This window comes from Salinigranum salinum (assembly GCF_009176545.1).
Lineage (GTDB): Archaea > Halobacteriota > Halobacteria > Halobacteriales > Haloferacaceae > Salinigranum > Salinigranum salinum.
The window spans coordinates 66,585-82,360 of record NZ_VTOJ01000002.1 but is presented as its reverse complement, the minus strand read 5'-3'; the positions used below and the strand labels follow the sequence as shown (position 1 = coordinate 82,360).

The following is a 15,776-nucleotide window of genomic DNA, read 5'->3' as shown; positions in this document are numbered from 1 at the left end:
GTCAGTAATCCTCCGGATCGATCTCCAGGATGAGTCGGCCGCCCTTGAACGCCCGGACGAGGCCGTCGGATTCCGAGAGGACGATCGCCGTCGCGTTCGTGTCGCGCGTGATCGCGCCGCCCGCCATGTGCCGAGCGCCGAGCCCCTTCGGGATGTCCACACCCTCGGCAGACGGCTCGAGATAGCGGTAGGCGGAGACGATCTTGCCCGAGTCGGAGATGATGAACGCGCCGTCCAGCCGGGAGAACTCCTTCAGCATCACGTTCACGATGGGGTCGCCGACGTGGACGTGTGACTTCTCGAAGGGGTTGTACGACAGCGGGCGCGACTTGTTCATCACCTTGCCCGCGTCGCCGACGACGAACAGCGCGCCGACGGGCTTGCCCTTCTGACCCTTCTTGCCGAGCTCGATCGCGACCTCGAACACGTCGCGGATGACACCTGGTTCGGCCCGCGAGTGCGTGAACAGGTCGTACAACCCCGACCGCATCGACTCGTCGACCCGGACCCGAACGACCGAGTCCGGCCCTCCGTCGAAGACGGCGACCGAACAGGCCAGGTCGTCGCCCTCGGCGACGAGTTCGCGGTCCATGGCTCCCTCGATGCCGAAGCGGATCCTGTCGCGGACGTTCTCGAACTCCAGGGGGAGTTCGACGTACGACTCCGCCTCGACCGCGTTCTGTGGCGCGACGACGACCACTTCCGTCGGCGCGTCGGTGTCAGCGACCTGCTCGTAGAACGAACTGCTCGGCGAGAAGAGGAACACGCCGTCAACGTCAGTGATGAGGTAGTCGAGGAGGTCCGAGAGCGTCGCCATTGCTCCGTATCTCGACCCCCTCCGGGATAAGGGTTTACGTCATCGTCGTGCGCTCGTCGTGCGGTTCGAGGGCTTCCCGAACCTCTATTCGTGTGCCACGTCAACACACCAGACATGTCTCTCGACTCACGGGTCGTCGTCGCGGGGGGTGGCCGAGTCGGATTTCGGGTCGCCGACCTCCTGCAGGAGTACGGACACACGCCCATAGTCGTCGAGCGCGACGGAACCCGGTGCCGGGCGGTGAGCGAGAGCCACGTGTCGATGGTGGTCGAGGGGGACGCCACCAGTCCCGAGATCCTCCGGGAGGCGACCGTCGGGCGGAGCGACGCCGTCGCAGCCGTCACCGGCGACGGCGCGACGAACGTCGCCGTCTGTGCGCAGGCCCGCGAAATCGCCCCCGAGATCCGGACGGTGGCGCGCGCGGACAGCGCGGCCGCGGCGGAGCGGGAGGCCAACGAGACGTTCGTCGACGGCGTGGTCTACCCGGAGCACGCGGGCGCACGACTGGTGCTCGCGTCCCTCCTCGAGGAGGGGTTCGAGCAGTTCGTCGAACTGCCACCGGGGTTCGAGGCCGCCGTCTTTACCGTGGCCGACGGTGCCCCCGTCGACGGGAAGCGCGTCGAGGAGATCTCGCTCCCCGTCGGGGGTCGCCTCGTCGGTGACGTGACCCGCTCCGCGATCGTCACCGGCGGGACGCGGCTCGAATCGGGCAACCGGTACCTGCTCGCGCTCGACCGCGGCGTCGCCGACGAGGTCCGACGACTGTTCGAGGGGTGACGGTCGTCGAACACGAGGGACCCGGTCGGAACGTCATCCGAGGCGGAGACCACGGAGACGGGGACGCTCACTTGCTCACCACAATCAGCAGTTGGTGATCACTGCTCTCGCTCAGTTCCTCATCCGATTTTCGCCCGTTCACTCCCTCGTATGCGGGTTCCGGTAGTGAAACGGACAGTCACTGGGCCGGGCTGCGTCGGGTTCGATCCGGGACTCGTGTCCCGACTGCAGGACACCCGAGCGGGACGGCGTGAGAGCGGTATCGGCAGGTCTTCCATCTCGGAGTGTCCTATCGGGGAGAAAATCGGTCAACTCCGAAGCCGTCTCAGTGCGTGGGACCGGATTCGAACCGGGCCGAGACGTGCTCGCTCACTCCGTTCGCTGCGCGCGACTCGTCGGGTTCAAACCGGACGTTGCACGCTCACTGCTCACTGACGTTCGCAGGAGAGTGCGTGGGACCGGATTTGACCCACGAGAACTCGCTTCGCTCGTTCTCTGGGCCGCACATCCGCCCGTAACGCATACACGTCTCTCACTGGCGTTCGAGACGGTATGCGTGGGACCGGATTTGAACCGGCGGACTCCTATGAGACAGCGTCCTAAGCGCTGCGCCGTTTCCTGGCTTGGCTACCCACGCGCGTCTGTCGCGTACACCCGGGCGAGAATTCAACCCATCGCTTCGAAGCCGACGCGCGGTTTTTATCCACCGACGTCGAAAGCCGAGGTATGTACCGGGCACGCGACCGTGTGGAGAACGAGGAGTGGCTGGCGCGGATGAACCGCGCGGCCGACAGCCTCGACCTCGGCTCGGAGGCGCGCTCCATCGCGGTCGACCTCTTCCTCTCGCACGTCCCCGACGCCGACCGGTCGAAGCCGGCCGTCGCCGCCGCGAGCCTCTACGCCGGGAGCCTCATCGTCGGCGAGCAGCGCTCGCAGTCGCGCGTCGCCGAGACGATGGACGTCGCACGGCTCTCGATCCAGACGCGCTGGAAGGATCTCCTCCGGGACGCCGGGTTCCATCCACCGGAGTGGTGACCGGGTCGGAGGTCGGGACGAGCGGCGACGATCAGGCCACCCGCACGCCGAAGTGCCGCCAGAGCACGTAGTAGGTGACCAGCCCGCTGACGATCGCCGCCGTCGCCCCCGCCGGTGCCCCGATGAGCGGCGACGCCTCCGAGGTGGCCCCGATCGCGGCCCGCCGTGCGAGCAGATGCGTGACGCCGAAGCCGACGAAGGCGAACGCTGCCAGCCCGACGAGGACGCTCCCGACAACGGCGAGTGTCTTCGGGCGCATACCTCCGTCTACGCCCACCGGGTGTGAGAACGTTTCGCTAGGGAGTCGGCGTGGACCACGGTGAGGTCGATGGTGAGACCGACAGGACGACGAGCCGCCCGCGGGCCGGGACGGGACAACGTGAGAGGGTGACAGGCCGGGACGTCGAACACGCGATGCAGCGGGACGCGACGACCGATCAGTGACCGGATTCGGAGCCCTGTGCCGGCGGACGACCCTCGCGGTCCGGCGTGAGCGTGCCGTGTTCGTCGATCTCGCCACGGACGATCCGGGTCGAGGAGATCCGGTCGCCGTCGGCAGCGGGGACGTGGTCGACGATGGAGATCTCGAGCGGCTTCAGCCCACGCTCGCGCCGGATGCGGTTGACTGCCTCGGCACCCGACTCGGTCTCGGGCGAGACGACGAGCGCGTCGAAGCCGGGCTCGGTCGCGATGCCCGTCGGCTCGTCGAGTCGCCGAACCTCGAAGTCGCGGTCGTACTCGTCGGCGAACCGGGCGAGTTCGGTTTCGAGGTCGCGCTTTCGTTCCTTGAACGGGCGGACGTACCGGTCGACGTTCCGGGTCTTCGGCGCCAGTTCGTCGCTCGTGAGACCGACAGTGACGTCGCCGAGTTCGAACGCGCGTTCGAAGAGCGCGCGGTGACCGTCGTGGACCGGGTCGAACGTCCCGCCCAGCGCGACGTGCATATCCGGCGGTCGGTGCGCCGCGTCTTAAAGTCGACTACTTCACCGGAGCGCCGTGGGGCGTCACGTCGGTCCGCGTCGTCGGTTCACTCCGTCTCTTCATCCTCGACGGTGATCGTGACGGGCGAGTCGTCGCCGGCCACGTCGGCCCCGCCCAGCCGGCGGTCGAGGTTGAACACGGTGTTGAGCTGTTGCTGGACCTGGTCGACGACCCCGTTGACGAGCTCCGACGGGGCGATCGCCTCGTACTCGTAGGGGTTGTTCCCAGCCCCCGCGCTCTCTCGTTTCCCGCGCGTCACTTTCCTCTCGTCGTGGAGTTCCGCGAGCGCCTCGCGGACCGTACTCGGGTAGAGTCCGGTACCCTCGGCGACCTCTTCGCTCGTCGACGCGGGATGCTGTCTCAGATAGACGTAGATCCGTGCGCGCGTCTCCGTGTCTAGGAGCCACGCGAGCAGGTCGACCACGTTCTCGTCGAACCCTTCGACTGCGCGGTCGGCCTCGGCCTCGAGCCGCTCGCGCGCGGCCTTCGCCTTCGCCTTCGGCGACCCCTCCGACTCCGCGAGGTCGTCGAACTCCTCGACGTCGAACTCGTCCTCGAACTCGTCGTCGGTTACGGATCCGGTGTCTTCGGCCCCCGGACGGTGTTCGTCCCCGTCCTCGCCCTCGTCCCCGTCAGTCGGGTCGGTGTCCTCGGGAGTCATCGTGTGCTCGCCGCAAGGTCAAAACTACGGCCAGGTAAATCTTTCTCTCGTGACGAGTGAACGACAGCGGCCGCCCACCCCGCCACCGCGGTTCCGTCTCGTCGCGGGGGCGACTCCACGCCCGTGACCCCCTCGACCGGGGTGGAATCAGAGGAGCAGCGACCGACAGAGCGCGTCCATACCCGCCTCGGTGTGGATGCGTCGCTGTCGGGTCGAGCAGCAGTCGCCGTCGAGGATCTCGCGGAGGCCGTCGACCCCGAGTCGGTCGCACTCGGCGTCGACGTGAGTCGCGAGGTCGACCACGCTCTCCCCCTCGGGGGTGACGAACGACGCCTCGCGGCCGTACCGCATCGCGCGCCACTTGTTCTCGTCGAGGAGTTCCCGCCGGACGTCGGTCCCGGACTCGCCGTCCTCGTACCGCGCGGCGAGATCGAGCACGAGCGCGTGGACGTACTCGGTGAAGGCCGTCACGCGCGCGGGATCGGTCTGTCCGTCCGGCGTCCGCACCTCGACCGTCCCGTGGCCCGTGTGTGGGCGGACGTCGTACCAGAGTTCGCCACGGTCGTTGATCGAGTCGGTCTCGACCATCTGCCGTTCGAAGTCGAGATAGGAGTCGAACGAGTCGAACGCGGTCGGCATGCCCGTGTTCGGGAGCGCCTCGAACACCTTCGCCCGGGCGGAAGCCAGCCCCGAGTCGAAGCCGTTCCAGAACGGCGAGTTCGCCGACAGCGCCAGCAACGGAGGAAGGTACCACCGGAGTTCGTTCGCCACCCATGTCGCCTTGTCGGCGTCGTCGACGCCGACGTGGACGTGCAGCCCCGCCGTCGTGTTCCGGTGCTGGGGGTACCGGATCCGATCCAGCTGCGCGCGGTAGCGGGGTTTCTCGGCGTGGTCGAGCTCGCGCCACTTCGCCGCCGGGTGCAGCCCCGCCGCGGCGATCCGGTAGCCGTGGCTCTCGGCGTGGTCGACGAGCGCCTCGCGGACCGCCCGGACCGTCTCGTCGACCGCGTCGATCGACTCGATCAGCGGCGTCTGCGTCTCGATGGTGAACTTGAACAGTTCGTGGTCGAGCCGGTCTTCGAGCAGGTCCGGAGGCGGGTCACCGTACACCAGATCGCCGATGCCCGACGTCGGTCGCCCTCCGTCGTCGACGATGTAGAACTCCTCCTCGACGCCGAGGGTACCCAGCCGAGAGAACGCCTCCGACGAGCCGATGTCCATCGGCGCGGGCTTCGCTCCGGGCTGTTAAATAAACCGTGGACCGCGTGCACGCGACGGCCCCGACCGGCGGACGGGGATTCGTCCAGCGATGACCGGCCGGTCACCGTGGCCGCGCGACGACGGCGAGGTGGTCCGCGTGGTAGCGGTCGAGTCGGCGCGTCTCGAGGATCTCGTACCCCTCGGCGAGCTGCTCTCGAACCCGGTCGAACACGTCAGCGGGGGCGGCCGTGACGTCCTCGCTCCGCGCCTTCACCGCGAGGAGCAGACGCCCGTCGTCGCGCAGGAACCGCCGGTTCCGGAGGGCGACGTCCGCCTGGCCGCGCGTGGCGACGTCCTGGACGATCACCCCGAGGTCGCGCTCGACGACGTGGGCGTACGTCTCGGGGCGGCGGGCGTCTTTCAGCAGCGGAAAGAGGTTCTCACGGCTCGACGCCACTCCCACGAGGTCGCGGGCCGGCCGCGGAGCGAACTCGACGGCGTACGTCGGCCCGCAGAAGTCGGCGACGTGGCTGACGGTCGTCCCCGAGGCGGCACCCAGATAGAGCACGGTCTCCCCGCCGTCGAGCCCCGTCTCCACGCCGATCGAGAGCATCGCGCCGAGCTTCGAGCGGCCGGCGTCCCAGACGCGCCACTCGCCCACCGTGGGTTCGCCGTACACCGGCTCGCCGCGGGTGACGAGTCGCTCGCGGTCGTCGACGGTTCGACGTTCGACGCCCGTCGGGAGACTCACGCGTCCTCACCACCGGTCCCGCCGGGGTGGGCACGCGAGCGGATCCGCTCCATCCGTGCCGCCAGGTCGACGTGGAGTCGCTCGCGTCGCTCGCCGGCGTAGTGGTCCGCCCGCGCGGCGAGCGCCAGCTTCGCGGCGAACGCCCGCGCCGCCGAGCCCCTGTCCTCCGGGCGGGTCCCACGGACGAACTCGTGGGTGAAGATGACGCCGTGCTTCGGGGAAGGGGCGCGTCCGCGCAGGTGGGCGAAGAGCGCGTCCTCGGCACCGAGCACCTGGATCGTTCCCGCGGGCATCTTCGCCAACGGCTCGAGTCCCCCGGCGAGCGCGACGAGTCGGGCGGCAAGCACCGGACCGGCCATCTCGGCGAGGTTCGGTGCGACGGTCGGTGCGTGCGTCTCGACGTACGCGCGCAACGCGTCGCGCTCGTCGTCGAGCGCGACCACGCGCGCGGCGAGCGAGACGACTCGTTCCTCGGTCGGGTCGCGGGGGTCGCGAGCCGCGACGTCGCGTGCAGCCGCGACGCCACCGCCGAGGTCGTCGTCGAACAGCGCCCCGCCCCACTCCTCGACCCGCTCGGCCAGTTCGTTCGCGGTTCGAGCCGCGTCGTCCATGGCACGGATCGCGTGTTTCAACTGCTGGTCGTCCGCGCGCTCGCGTTCGCGCACGTCTTCCGCTGCCGCGTGGACGGTGGCCGCGTGCAGCCACTCGTAGTACTCGTCCGTGGAGTCGACGTATCCAGCCTCGACGGCGAGGGCCGACCAGTCGTCCGGTTCGTCCGTCTCGCCGTCGGTGATCGCCTCCCTCGCGGCGTCGAGATCGTCCGGGTCGACGCCCGCGAACCAGCCCGCCTCCGTCGGGGGAGTGCCGCCGTGCATACCGCACGCTCTCCCCGCGGCTGTAAATCCGTCCCGGTCGCGGCCCGTGATCGATCGGACGACGCCCCTCGGCTCGCGGTCGCCCGGAGCGCGGCCGCTCGCGGTTGGAGTGGTTCGGAGAAGAACGACGTCTGCCGGGAACGACCGGACAAACGGGTTTTCCGCTCGTCGGCGGGGCACCGTGCCCACGTCACGAGTGTTCGGTGATCGAGTCGTCTCGAGCGACGACTTTACAGGCGCGTGAGGTTCGCTGCGCGGGGACCCTTGGGCGAGCTCTCGATGGAGAACTCGACGTCCTGTCCCTCTTCGAGGTCCGGGCCGCCGACATCTTCCATGTGGAAGAACACGTCGTCGTCCGCATCGTCCGTCGAAATGAAACCGTAGCCGCCAGTGTCGTTGAAGAAATCAACGTTTCCTTTCGCCATTGCAACTGAACACAATCCGGTCACGCGTATAAGGGTTGTGAAAAACTTCAACAAAAGTCCGGAATGGGATTGATTTATCCCGTAAAAGAGACAGCAGAGTGCACAGGTGTCCGTTCAATGGTCGATTCGGCGCGAAGGGTTCCGACTCTGGGGGGATCCGGGGTGATTTCGGGAGAAGCCACGGTTCGGGTCCGGCCGGCACCGTCCACCGCACACGGTCGTCCCCGTCGATCGGTCGGGGACGTCCGACGGACGACACCCGTTCGACGGGGGGAGACGCGACAGCTCAGAACCGCAGGCGACGGTCGGGGCACGTTCCCGCCCACGGTCGGGTCGAGACAGTGTAGGTCACGGATTCGGCTTCGAGGGTCGTTCTCGCCGAGTGGTCGGGGCGTCCGACTGTAGCCGGCGTGGTCGGGTCGGTCCTGGAGCATCACGGGCCCGTCCGTGGGTGTCGACCCGCCCCTCGGTCGGTCGGGTTTCGATCTCGTACGCGTCGACGGGGACGCGAACGCTGTAGGCGTGGATCGCGTCGGTCTCGGCGGCGTTGACCGTCTTGTCCACCCAGTAGACGTCCCACGTGCAGTCGTCGCGGGAGAACTCGATGACGGAGTAGCCGAAGTTCGCGCTATCGAGGAACGCGTAGTCGTCGTTCAGTCCCGTCACCACGGCCCGCATCACCTTCGACAGGAGGTGTCCGGCCAGCCGACCAGCGAGGCGACTGCCGGCAGCCGTCTCGACTTTCTCTGTGGCCTTCTCGGCGAAGTTCACGGCAGTCACGCTGGGGGTCATGAGTTCGACGCCGACACGGGTCGCGTCCGGTCCCTCGGTTTCGAGCGTCGTCGCGATCGTCGTGTGCATGTCGCCGGTGAGCGTCACGACCCGGGTCTCGCCGCGTTCCCGCGCCTCGCCGAGTGCCCGGAGGATCCGCGACCGTTCGGCCTCGAACCCGTCCCAGGAGTCGCTCCACGGGGTGAGCCACCGGGTGCCGAGCGTGAGCGGTTTGAAGAGGACCGCGTTCGCCCACACCGTCCACTGGCTCTCGCTCTCGCGGAGTTCGTCGAGGAACCACTCCCGCTGGTCGGTGCCGAGCATCGTTCGCGAGGGGTCCGCCCGCTTGCGCGGACTGAGCTTCTCCGTGAACGACAGCGGCTCGCTCCGGAAGAGGCGCTCGTCGGTCAGGAGCAGTGTCACGAGGTCGCCAAACCGGACGGCGTGGTACAGGTCGAACGAGTCGTGGATGTGGCCCGCGTCGGGCCGGTACGTGATGCGGGCGGGGACGAACTCCCACCACGCCTGGATGCCGGCCCGGGTGAGGTACCGCGTGAACTCGGCGGCCTCTCCACAGGGGTGTTGGGGGAACACCGGTGCGTCGGCGTCGAAGTCCCAGTACCGATCGTTGGCGATGGCGTGGTCGTCCCACGTCTGGATGACCGTGTGCCGCTCATGGAGCCGTTGGAGGTGCGGGTCGGTCTTGTACGTCTCGTAGATGCGTCGGAAGTCGTTGAGACTCATCGGCAGCGTCTCGCCGTCGGTCAGTTCGAGACGTCGGTCCTTGTACGGCCCGTCGGGTCCCTTCGGGTAGCCGTCGGCGACGTACTCGTAGATGTAGTCGCCGAGGTGGAGGACGAAGTCGACGTCGGAATCGGCGAGGTGGGCCATCGCGCCGAAGTAGCCGTTCTGGTAGTTCTGACAGTTCAACAGCCCGAAGCTGAGCGAGTCGGGTGAGGAGCCACGCCGGGGGAGCGTTCGACAGCGCCCGATCCGACTGCGGACGCCGCCGTAGCCGAAGCGGTAGTAGTAGACGCTGTCGGGTTCGAGCAGCCCGTCGAGGTCGACGCGGATGGTGTAGTTGTCCGTGGGTTTCACGCCGGGGCCCGGGAACTCACGCCGGACGATCGGCTCCGCGAACGACTCGTCGGTCGCGACCTCGAGCCGCAGCCTCCGGTCGGTGTCGTACCGTTCGGGGTCGATTCGCGTCCAGAGGACGATGCCGGTCGGCGTCGGCCCGCCGCTCGCGACGGACTGGGGAAACACTTCCTCCGGGCGGTCGACGGATATATCCGCGCCGGTGTCGACCAGCGTGTCGACGTCGGTGAGTTCGGTGGCTTCGATCGCCGGTCGGATCGTGACAGTCGACATTTCAGCCTCGGAGTCCCCCGAAGTCGCCGGGGGTTTTGCGATCCTGGTCGGTCGACCGGGCCGGAGCCGGTCGCGTGTGAACGACAGTGAGAGACATACCACTGTTGTTGGACGCCAGACAACTTAACCGTAGAGGGCGAACCGGCGTGACCGCCTCCGGGTTCGGCGTGTGAGCCCTGGTCTCTCGCTCCACGCCCGAGACTCGGTCGGCCCGTGAACTCACCCGGTGGGTCGGGCTGAACGGCAGCTATTTGTACGAGACCGAGACACGGAGTCACATGTCACAGCACCACGACGACGCGGACGACGACGGACAGTTCGGCGAGTTCGGCGGTCGGCACGTCCCCGAGCTGATGGAGGAGCCGCTCGAACAGCTGGCTCACGCGTTCGAGACCATCGTCCGGACCCCCGAGTTCCACGCCGAATTTCGCGAGATACTCGAACCGTACGCGGGCCGTCCGACACCGCTGTACTACGCCGGCAATCTCTCGGCGGAGTACGGCGCCGACGTCTACCTCAAGCGCGAGGACCTCCTCCACGGCGGCGCGCACAAGATCAACAACGCCGTCGGACAGGCGCTGCTGGCGAAGAAGGCGGGCAAGACGCGGCTCATCGCCGAGACGGGCGCGGGCCAGCACGGCACCGCGACCGCGATGGTCGGCGCGCTGTTCGACATGGAGACGGAGATCTACATGGGGAAGAAGGACGTGGAGCGGCAGAAGATGAACGTCTTCCGGATGCGGCTGATGGGCGCGGAGGTGAACGAGGTCACCCGTGGCGGCTCAGGCCTGGCCGACGCGGTCGACGCGGCACTCGAGGACTTCGCGCACAACATGGACGACACCCACTACCTGGTCGGATCCGCGGTGGGCCCCGACCCGTTCCCGCGGATGGTCCGGGAGTTCCAGTCGGTCATCGGCGAGGAAGCGCGCGAGCAGATCCTCGAGGAGACCGGTTCCCTCCCGGACGCCTGTGTCGCCTGTGTGGGCGGTGGATCGAACGCCATCGGCCTGTTCCACGCCTTCCGCGACGACGACGTCGCCTTCTACGGGGCCGAGGGCGGCGGCGAGGGGGCCGACTCGAAGAAGCACGCCGCACCCCTGGCCGAGGGCACGGAGGACGTCATCCACGGAATGCAGACGCGAGTCATCGACGACGACGTCGAGGTCCACTCCGTCTCGGCCGGTCTCGACTACCCCGGTGTCGGCCCCGAACACGCGATGTTCCGGGCCGTGGGCCGGTGTGAGTACCACGGCGTCACCGACGACCGGGCGCTCGCGGCGTTCCGCACGCTCTCGGAGACCGAGGGGATCATCCCCGCGCTGGAGACGAGTCACGCGGTCGCCCTCGCCGAGGAACTCGCCGCCGACCACGACACGATCGTGGTCAACCTCTCCGGTCGCGGTGACAAGGACATGGAGCAGGCTGCGGAGCTGTTCGACCTCGGGACCTGAGCCCGCCTGTCTCGCCTCTCGAACCGGTCCCTGCGCTCTCCGGAGCCCGGCTGTCACGCCGGCGGTCCGGCAGCGAGGTGCGTGCCAACATTTAACACGAATACTCGCCTACAGAGCAGTGATGTCCGAACGGCCGTCGTACGTGTGCCGAGACTGTGAGATCCCCGTCTCTTCGGGGTCCTACCGTGCCGCGTGTCCGGAGTGTGGTGGCACACTCCGTCCGCGAGCGTACGGGACGAGCCACGGGCAGCAGTCCGTCGCGCGGGGCGACGGGACGTGAGCCGTGGACGCTCCCTTCTCGTGACAGCGAACCGTCGGCGTGACCGCCAGGCGGCCGAAGGACGTGACAGGGCCGTCCCGAGGGCGGATCGATGACGACGGGGTTCGATCGACGAACCGAGCGCGGGAGCGACGATCCGACGACCGTCCGCAGCGTCGCCGTCACGGTCGACGACGTGCTGACGGCGCTCGAAGCCAGCCAGCGAGCCGACAGGCCCGCCGTGCTCCGGGTGACACCGCCGTTCGCCGGGCGGATGCGTGCGCGACTGCACGTCGCTGGGGGGACGGAGGCGTCGCACGAGGGGACCCGGCCCCTCCACATCGACCCGGCGGCGTTCGTCGACCCCGACCTCCCCCCAGTGCCGTCGGTCGACGAAACCGAGGACGAACTCCGGTGCCGTGGCGACTACTCGGTCGAACGGCACCGGACGTTCCACGCGGAGAGCGTCGAGACGTGGCGCGAACACGTCCGGGCGAACCTCGTCGACCGGCTGGAACTCGAGAGCGAGGCGGGGAGCCACACGGTCGACGTCAACTACCTCGGCCGGCAGGGTGAGTAGCGCTTTTCCCACCTGAGCATCTCGGTACGCCCGTGAGCGCGAACACGACCGGCGACGAGTACAGTCGCGGCCGCACGGAGGAGGAACGGCAACAGCGACAGCCGAGGGTGAACCCGCGGTACCGACCTGTCATCGTCGTCGTCTGGGGGATCGGCCTGGCCATCCTGTTCGTGCTGTCGCTGTTCAGCCAGGCCGCGGCGACTATTCCGTGGGTCGTCCTCGTCTCACACCTAGCGCTCGCGTGGCTCGTCCGACTGGACATCAAGTCCATCCGCAGACAGGGGATCGAGTGGGGGCACTCCCGGCACCTCTGGTTCGGCGCGACGGTCGTCTTCCCGCTGGTCGCTCCCGCCTACTACCTGTACAGCGGGCGCGTCGTCGGACGGGAGAACGAGCGTCGGAAGCGACAGCGGGGGATCGAGGACTCGTCGTAAGGGGTCGATCGGACGGACCGTCGTCTCACACGAGGGGACCGGCCGCCGCACCGACGTGACACGAGCCGCCGGACCGTCGCCCCACACGAACTGCCGGGTCGCCTCGCCGAGTCGACGCCCTTTTTCGACTGTCGTCCCGAGCGTTCCCGATGAGACGACAGCCAGTCCTCGCGCTCGCACTGGTCGTCCTCCTCGTGACGAGCGGCTGCCTCGGGGTTCTCTCCGACGACGCGACGACGTTCGAGGCCGAACCCGCAGACGTCGACCAGGCGGCCGCGTCACAGACCGGCTTCGAGAAGAACGGGACGCGCGACAGCGTCGCTACCCGGGAGATCGGTCCCGACGGGGCCACTCAGACGGTACGGGTGATCTCGAAGGTGACGACGTACGAGAAGTCGCTCACGATCCCCCTGCTGGGAACTGCCCGACTCGGCGTGTTCAGCGTCGTGTCGACGCCGGCCGTCGAGATCGCCGGACAGACGTTCAACCCCATCGGGGACTACTCGAACGACGAACTCGTCCGGCTCGTCACGGATCGGTTCGGCTCGCTCTCGAACGTCGAACGGGTCAGTTCCCGGCAGGTGATCGTCCGTGGGACGGAGACGGCCGTGACGAAGTACGCCGCGACCACGACGGTGCAAGGGCGGGAGATCGACGTCTTCGTCCACGTGGGGAAAATCCGTGACGGCGACGACTTCCTCGTCGGCGTCGGCGTCTACCCGCAGGCGCTCGACCAGGAGTCGGAGATACTGACGCTCTTCCGCGCGATCGAACATCCGGCGAGCGCCTGACCGATCCGATCCGGACAACGCTTTTTTGCTCACCCCGGGAGGTAGCTCCCATGAACCACGTGCAGGCGGCCGGTGTCGTGCTCACCGTCGCCGGACTCTCCGGCTACGTGATCGGGGTTACCACGCCGTATCCGGGTCGCGGATTCAGCGTGGCGGGCGTGATGGTCGGGCTCACGCTCTTCGCGGTCGGGGGTGGATTCAAATGACCGTCCAGACAGTGGTGTACACGGTCGACGGCGTCACCAGATACGACGATCTCGAGGCGGCCCGCGACGCCGACGGGACGACCTGGGTTCGGGCGTCGGACGCCTCGTCGGCCGAACTCGACCGGGTCGCGACCGTGTTCGGCATCCACCCGCTCTCGGTCGAGGACGTCCAGCGCGACGTACGGCCGAAGACTGAGGAGTTCTCCTCGCACACGTTCGTCCTCGTGAAGACCGCGACACTCAGAGGTGGCGAGACGACGTTCGGCGAGGAGCTCCGAACGCAACAGATCGGGCTGTTCATCGGCCGCGACTGGCTCGTGACGATGACGACGAACGCGATCGAGGCCGTCGAACGGGTGTGGCAGGTCGTCGAGGCCGAGGACGCGCGGGTGCTCCGGCTCGGGCCCGACTTCGCGGCCTACCGCGTCATCGACCGCATCGTCGACGGCTACTTTTCCGTCCTCGACGAGACCGAGGCCCTCATCGAGGAGGTCGAAGACGGCGTGCTCGCGGGACCGAACGAGGACGTGCTCGTCTCGCTCAACGCCGTCCGACGCGACCTGCTCTCCGTCCGGAAGGTGCTGTGGCCGACGCGTGAGGCCGCGGCGGTCCTCGCTCGCGGCGACCCTGACTACATCCGCGAGCCGACCGAGAAGTACTACCGCGACGTGTACGACCACCTCGTCCAGCTCGTCGACCTCACGGAGACGTACCGGGATCTCGCCCGGGGTGCACGGGACATCTACCTCAACTCGCTGTCGCAGTCGACGAACGAGGTGATGAAGACCCTCACGGTCGTCGCGACCCTCATCCTCCCGCTCACGTTCGTCGTCGGCATCTACGGCATGAACTTCTCGGGCGGCCCGTACAACATGCCCGAACTCGGCTGGCGGTTCGGCTACCCCGGGCTCGTGCTCGGGATGGCCTCGATCACGGTCGTCCTGCTCGTGTACTTCAGACAGCAGGACTGGTTGTGAACGACGACTGGGCCGTCCCACGGTCCGGCCCGCCGACGAAACCGGGGGAATTTGGGTGAGAGTTCGGCAAATTCTCTTTAGGACACTGGACGAAGACAGAGATGGAAGCGCATCGGAGGCACCACCCCGAAACCGCTGTCGGCTCCGTGCCGATCGACCCGCAAACCCGGGTTCCCCGGTCGGCGAAACACATATTAATGCGCTTCCGCTTCGGCCCGACAGATGCGGACACCGTACAATACCCCAGTGATCCGACGCCGTGATTCGGTTTCGACCACGCACACAAGCAAAACATTTATATACTTTTCGCACTTACTACTGGTAAGGAGACGGCCCCCGGATCACGATCTATCTCACCTCCGGTCGAGCACGTCCCATCACCAACCCCATCATGAGCGACACGAAACTCCGAACCTTCAACCCGAACCACGAGACCGACCTCGACGTGACCGCACGCGAGGACGAACAGACAGCCGAAGAGGTGCAGGTCTGCCCCGAGTGCGGGGGAGCCCTCCGCGCCGACGACGGCGAGACGGTCTGCGAGGACTGCGGCCTCGTCGTCGAGGATACGAACATCGACCACGGCCCAGAGTGGCGCGCGTTCGACTCGCGCGAGAAGGACCAGAAGTCCCGCGTGGGCGCACCCACGACGAACATGATGCACGACCGTGGGCTGTCGACGAACATCGGCTGGCAGAACAAGGACGCCTACGGTAACTCGCTGTCGTCGCGTCAGCGCGAGCAGATGCAGCGCCTCCGCACGTGGAACGAGCGCTTCCGAACGAGAGACTCGAAGGAGCGCAACCTCAAGCAGGCGCTCGGCGAGATCGACCGCATGGCCTCGGCGCTGGGCCTCCCGGAGACGGTCCGCGAGACCGCCTCTGTCATCTACCGCCGTGCGCTGAGCGAGGATCTGCTGCCCGGCCGCTCGATCGAGGGCGTCGCCACCGCGGCGCTGTACGCCGCCGCCCGCCAGGCCGGGACTCCCCGGTCGCTCGACGAGATCGAGGTGGTCTCCCGCGTCGACAAGATGGAGCTCACCCGGACGTACCGCTACATCGTCCGCGAGCTCAAGCTCGAGATCCAGCCCGCCGATCCCGAGCAGTACGTCCCGCGCTTCGCCAGCGACCTCGACCTCTCCGACGAGGCCGAGCGTCAGGCGCGCCAGCTCCTCCGCAACGCCAAGGAGGAAGGGATCCACTCGGGCAAGTCGCCCGTCGGCCTCGCCGCCGCCGCGGTGTACGCCGCCGCGCTCCTCACCAACGAGAAGGTGACCCAGTCGGAGGTCTCCGAGGTGGCGAACATCTCCGAAGTGACGATCCGCAACCGCTACAAGGAACTCCTCGAGGCCGAGGACAGCGGCGTCCTCGCCTGAGAGAGCCGACTACGAGTCGTCGCCCGGCTCCACACA

General features: G+C 67.8%; 18 protein-coding genes and 1 tRNA gene. 9 read left to right on the top strand and 10 right to left on the bottom strand.

The window, feature by feature from the left end; genetic code table 11:
* Position 1: 1 nt before the first annotated feature.
* On the bottom strand, positions 2 to 817 hold the full coding sequence (gene dacZ, locus FZP69_RS12060; protein ID WP_152041663.1) for a diadenylate cyclase: 816 nt from the start codon (positions 815 to 817) through the stop codon (positions 2 to 4).
* Positions 818 to 931: 114 nt separating this feature from the next.
* Between dacZ and FZP69_RS12055 the strand changes: the two genes are divergently transcribed.
* The gene (locus tag FZP69_RS12055; protein ID WP_152041662.1) at positions 932 to 1,594 is read left to right on the top strand and encodes a potassium channel family protein; all 663 of its coding nucleotides are present in this window, start codon (positions 932 to 934) and stop codon (positions 1,592 to 1,594) included.
* A 553-nt stretch (positions 1,595 to 2,147) separates the two neighbouring features.
* Here the strand turns inward: FZP69_RS12055 and FZP69_RS12050 are convergent.
* Positions 2,148 to 2,231: transfer RNA gene (locus FZP69_RS12050), tRNA-Leu, on the bottom strand.
* 89 nt (positions 2,232 to 2,320) lie between these two features.
* Here FZP69_RS12050 and FZP69_RS12045 point away from each other — a divergent pair.
* Complete coding sequence (locus FZP69_RS12045) at positions 2,321 to 2,629, top strand: transcription initiation factor IIB family protein (RefSeq protein WP_152041661.1); 309 nt, start codon at positions 2,321 to 2,323, stop codon at positions 2,627 to 2,629.
* Between the two features lie 31 nt (positions 2,630 to 2,660).
* Here the strand turns inward: FZP69_RS12045 and FZP69_RS12040 are convergent, their stop codons facing one another.
* From FZP69_RS12040 to FZP69_RS12005, 8 genes are all read right to left on the bottom strand, one after another.
* Entirely contained in the window at positions 2,661 to 2,888 is a 228-nt protein-coding gene (locus FZP69_RS12040; RefSeq protein WP_152041660.1) for a hypothetical protein, read from the bottom strand.
* 178 nt (positions 2,889 to 3,066) lie between these two features.
* Positions 3,067 to 3,573 (bottom strand): phosphopantetheine adenylyltransferase, encoded by a 507-nt coding sequence (locus FZP69_RS12035; RefSeq protein WP_152041659.1) that lies wholly within the window; start codon positions 3,571 to 3,573, stop codon positions 3,067 to 3,069.
* Positions 3,574 to 3,656: 83 nt separating this feature from the next.
* Entirely contained in the window at positions 3,657 to 4,271 is a 615-nt protein-coding gene (locus FZP69_RS12030) for a winged helix-turn-helix domain-containing protein (protein ID WP_240137618.1), read from the bottom strand.
* A gap of 147 nt (positions 4,272 to 4,418) precedes the next feature.
* Positions 4,419 to 5,492 (bottom strand): glutamate--cysteine ligase, encoded by a 1,074-nt coding sequence (locus FZP69_RS12025; protein WP_152041658.1) that lies wholly within the window; start codon positions 5,490 to 5,492, stop codon positions 4,419 to 4,421.
* A 100-nt stretch (positions 5,493 to 5,592) separates the two neighbouring features.
* Positions 5,593 to 6,222, bottom strand: a complete 630-nt coding sequence (locus tag FZP69_RS12020; RefSeq protein ID WP_152041657.1) for a fibrillarin-like rRNA/tRNA 2'-O-methyltransferase — start codon at positions 6,220 to 6,222, stop codon at positions 5,593 to 5,595.
* Positions 6,219 to 7,097: an NOP5/NOP56 family protein gene (locus FZP69_RS12015; RefSeq protein WP_152041656.1), complete on the bottom strand. Its 879-nt coding sequence runs from the start codon at positions 7,095 to 7,097 to the stop codon at positions 6,219 to 6,221. Before FZP69_RS12015 ends, FZP69_RS12020 begins: the two co-directional genes overlap by 4 nt.
* Positions 7,098 to 7,327: 230 nt before the next feature.
* Positions 7,328 to 7,522 carry a cold-shock protein gene (locus FZP69_RS12010; protein WP_152041655.1) on the bottom strand — a complete coding sequence of 65 codons (195 nt, stop codon included), beginning with the start codon at positions 7,520 to 7,522 and terminating at the stop codon, positions 7,328 to 7,330.
* A 348-nt stretch (positions 7,523 to 7,870) separates the two neighbouring features.
* Positions 7,871 to 9,664 (bottom strand): alkaline phosphatase D family protein, encoded by a 1,794-nt coding sequence (locus tag FZP69_RS12005; protein WP_152041654.1) that lies wholly within the window; start codon positions 9,662 to 9,664, stop codon positions 7,871 to 7,873.
* Positions 9,665 to 9,942: 278 nt separating this feature from the next.
* Here FZP69_RS12005 and trpB point away from each other — a divergent pair, with 278 nt between their 5' ends.
* The 7 genes from trpB (at position 9,943) to FZP69_RS11975 (ending at position 15,740) form a co-directional block, all read left to right on the top strand.
* Positions 9,943 to 11,118, top strand: a complete 1,176-nt coding sequence (gene trpB, locus FZP69_RS12000; RefSeq protein WP_152041653.1) for a tryptophan synthase subunit beta — start codon at positions 9,943 to 9,945, stop codon at positions 11,116 to 11,118.
* A 371-nt stretch (positions 11,119 to 11,489) separates the two neighbouring features.
* Positions 11,490 to 11,957 (top strand): hypothetical protein, encoded by a 468-nt coding sequence (locus FZP69_RS11995; protein ID WP_152041652.1) that lies wholly within the window; start codon positions 11,490 to 11,492, stop codon positions 11,955 to 11,957.
* A 32-nt stretch (positions 11,958 to 11,989) separates the two neighbouring features.
* Positions 11,990 to 12,391: a hypothetical protein gene (locus FZP69_RS11990; RefSeq protein WP_152041651.1), complete on the top strand. Its 402-nt coding sequence runs from the start codon at positions 11,990 to 11,992 to the stop codon at positions 12,389 to 12,391.
* A 149-nt stretch (positions 12,392 to 12,540) separates the two neighbouring features.
* Entirely contained in the window at positions 12,541 to 13,182 is a 642-nt protein-coding gene (locus tag FZP69_RS11985) for a DUF6517 family protein (protein WP_152041650.1), read from the top strand.
* 50 nt (positions 13,183 to 13,232) lie between these two features.
* On the top strand, positions 13,233 to 13,388 hold the full coding sequence (locus tag FZP69_RS22570) for a hypothetical protein (protein WP_192918570.1): 156 nt from the start codon (positions 13,233 to 13,235) through the stop codon (positions 13,386 to 13,388).
* Positions 13,385 to 14,365, top strand: a complete 981-nt coding sequence (gene corA, locus FZP69_RS11980; protein WP_152041649.1) for a magnesium/cobalt transporter CorA — start codon at positions 13,385 to 13,387, stop codon at positions 14,363 to 14,365. The genes FZP69_RS22570 and corA overlap by 4 nt, the downstream gene beginning before the upstream one ends.
* 391 nt (positions 14,366 to 14,756) lie before the next feature.
* Positions 14,757 to 15,740, top strand: coding sequence for a transcription initiation factor IIB (locus FZP69_RS11975; RefSeq protein WP_152041648.1), 984 nt, complete (start codon positions 14,757 to 14,759; stop codon positions 15,738 to 15,740).
* Positions 15,741 to 15,776 lie beyond the last annotated feature (36 nt).